This is a genomic window from Pseudomonas sp. (assembly GCF_049645325.1).
Classification (GTDB): Bacteria; Pseudomonadota; Gammaproteobacteria; order Pseudomonadales; family Pseudomonadaceae; genus Aquipseudomonas.
In genome coordinates this window covers 1-3,079 of the sequence record NZ_JBARTQ010000017.1, presented here as the reverse complement: position 1 = coordinate 3,079, position 3,079 = coordinate 1, and the positions used below count along the sequence as shown (strand labels likewise).

At 61.8% G+C, this 3,079-nt stretch carries 2 protein-coding genes and 1 pseudogene; all 3 read left to right on the top strand.

Annotated features, from left to right (window positions below):
* Positions 1-1,921 (top strand): type VI secretion system tip protein TssI/VgrG (gene tssI, locus WBB95_RS00505; RefSeq protein ID WP_424485809.1); only part of this gene is annotated, 1,921 nt, incomplete at its 5' end.
* Positions 1,921-2,754: a DUF4123 domain-containing protein gene (locus WBB95_RS00500; RefSeq protein WP_424485810.1), complete on the top strand. Its 834-nt coding sequence runs from the start codon at positions 1,921-1,923 to the stop codon at positions 2,752-2,754. The genes tssI and WBB95_RS00500, both read left to right, overlap by 1 nt.
* Positions 2,751-3,079 (top strand): annotated as a pseudogene (locus WBB95_RS00495) (hypothetical protein); the annotation flags it as partial. The gene WBB95_RS00500 and the pseudogene WBB95_RS00495, both read left to right, overlap by 4 nt.

Here is a 3,079-nt window from a genome sequence, read left to right as displayed (position 1 = left end):
GCCCTATTACATTCAACTGCAGTTAGTCAGTGAAAACCCTTCTCTGGACCTGGAGGCGCTGCTTCATCAACCGGCCTATCTTGACTTCGGCGAAGCAGGTGCGGGTCTGCATGGGCAGGTTCATGCCATCGGCCGGGATGAGCCGCACGCCAGGCTCACGCGCTATCACCTCACGCTGGCCCCTCGGCTGGCGCGCCTTGCGCACCGGCGCGACCAGCGAGTGTTCCAGCAACGCAGTGTGCCGCAGATCATCGCTGCGGTACTCGAACACCACGGCATCCTGGCCGACGCCTACACCTTTGAACTCGGCCCGGTGGTGTATCCGCCGCGTACGTTCTGTGTGCAATACGCGGAAACCGACCTGCACTTCATCCAGCGGTTGTGTGAAGAGGAGGGGATTCATTACCACTTTCGCCATAGCGCGAATAATCATCTGCTGGTGTTTGGCGATGATCAGACGGTGTTTCGGCGTTTGCCCGTGCAATCTTATTGCTCCTTGGGTGATCCGGGCGTTCAGGCGCGGGCAATCCGGCGTTTCGACGTGCGCCTGGAAACCCGCAGCCAGCAAACGGCGCGTCGCGATCGCGATTTCGAACACCCTTCGCTGCGCCTGCACCATGAGGCCGGTGGCACCGCACCGGCACAGTCCCTCGAAGATTATCGCTACCCCGCAGGCTTCAACGGCCGTGCTCGAGGGCGGCAGTTGGCACGCCGAGGGTTGGAGCGCCACCACAGCGACCGTTACCGGGCCTTGGGCAAGAGCGATCAACCGGCGTTGAACTGCGGCCATTTTCTCGAACTGCAGAATCACCCCGACCCTATCTGCAATGACCTGTGGTTGATTACCTCGGTGCGTCATGAAGGCTATCAACCGCAGGTGCTGGAAGAAGCGGTGGTTGAGGTCGATGAGTTCCAGGGGTACCGCAACCGGTTCACCGCGACACCTTGGCGTGCAACGTATCGGCCGCCGCTCAAGCACCCCAAGCCCACCATCAATGGTGTCCAGACCGCCACCGTGACGGGGCCGCCGGGTGAGGAGGTGCATTGCGATGCCTATGGGCGGGTGAAAGTACGTTTTCATTGGGATCGCCTGGACCGCTCTGATGACAGAAGCAGTGGCTGGGTGCGGGTGGCGTCCGGTTGGGCGGGCGATGGCTTTGGTGCCACGTTGATTCCGCGGGTGGGCATGGAGGTGCTGGTGACCTTTCTGGAGGGCGACCCCGACCAGCCGTTGATCCATGGCTGCCTGCCCAATGCGCTACAGATGCCTGCTTATCCCTTGCCGCAACACAAGACGCGCAGCGTATTGCGCAGCCGCAGTTCACTGGGCGGTGCAGGGGCCAACGAATTGCACCTGGAAGATCGTCGGGGTGAAGAGCTCATCTACCTACGCGCCCAACGGGACCTGGAGCAGCAGGTGGGGCACGACAGTCGCCTGGAGGTGGCCGGTGAGCGCCGTGAAATCATCCACGGTTCAAGCACGGTGCACCTGGCAGGCGAAGAGCACCATCACGGGACAGGTGATCGCAAGGTCGTGCTCAGCGCCGACGATCATCTGACCGTTCATGGTGACCACCAGACTTATGTGGGCCAGTCCCTGGTCATTGAGGCCGGGCAACAGGTTTTCCTGAAAGCTGGCGCCAGCCTGGTGATCGACGGGGGCGCGCAACTGAGCCTCAAGGCCGGCGGCGAGCACCTGCTGATCCAGGCCGGCGCGATTTTCAGCAGCCGGCCCATCACCGTCGGTGGGTTGCCGCCAGCTACCCGTTCGGCAGGCCTGTCGGCTGTAGCGGAACGTCCGAAAATGTCTGCCGCGCAGGGTGCCCTCATGGATACCGCACGGCAGCTGGACGCCGACTTTTGCCCGGTGTGCGAGCAATGCCGGGAAGGCCTGTGCGACATCACCGGGAGGGCCGCATGATGGCGAGCATGCCAAGCCGATGGATGGCTCAACAGCAACAGGCGGGGCGTCGACTCTGCTTGATCCTTGACGGTAACCACGCAGCACGAGAAGCGCTGTTGGCGGTCCGTTCACTGTCACAGCATGGCAGTTTTTACCGTGATACCGCCTTGGCTGAACTGGAGGCTGTCGGCCCGGTGTTCGTGCTGCTGGACCAAGTGGGCGAGCCCGCGCTGGTCGATCTGCTGCACCATCCCCAGGCAAATTGGGGCTGGTTGGGCAGCCTTCCCGACGATGATTTATCTGGCATGGTCCGACACTGGCGCGAGCGCCTGTTGGTCGGGCCTGCGGGCAGCCAGGCGGTGTATCGCTTTCACGATAATCGCACCCTGGCTCGGGCATTGGCTCATCTGCCTAACGAAGATTGGCCGATGTTCCTCGGCCCGCTGATCAGCGTTTTTTACTGGAATGAAGACCGCTGGTGCCAGGACGAAAACCCGGCGCCAGGCGAGTATCCGGTGCGTGTGCCTGCGCCCTGGTTGAGTACACCCAATCCCCACGCTGCAGCCATCTTGCACGCCAATATCCTGCGTTTCCTGCTGACCGAACACAGCGAAAATCTCGCCGCCCTCGTTGAGTTCCAGGACCCTCGGACCTGGCTGACTCGAGTGCTCGAACAGGCCCGCGCCTGGCAGTGGCGTGGTGCTCAGCAACTCGAATTTTTGGTGGTGCGCAGGTTGGAGGAAGCGACGCGGAGCAGCTCGGTTCAGTGGCCGCCGATGCAGGGAGAAACACCGCTGGATCATTTTGAACGTGTGGCAGCGCAGTGGCGAAGGTTGGGGGAAACAACATGAGTAGGCGAATACGTGGGGTTATCGCTGCACTGGTAATGGGCTGGCTTTCGGGGTGCGCGGTGGGGCCGGTTGACCGCTTTACGCTGGAGGTGGATTTGCCGCCGGATTTCGAACTGAAAACGGCGGCTAATTACACCCCCGCCTGGGGGCAGAACTGCACCTTGCCGGCGCGTCGGGGCAAGCGACCCGAACGAAAGCTGTTTTTTACCGAGTTCAACCCGGTGGCCAACCGGGTGAGCTATGAACTGCCGCTGAGTGAAACCATCGAGGGCTGCTTTACGGTGCTGAGCAGCGTGCAGTTTGAGTTTTATGCGAAGTGGGGAAA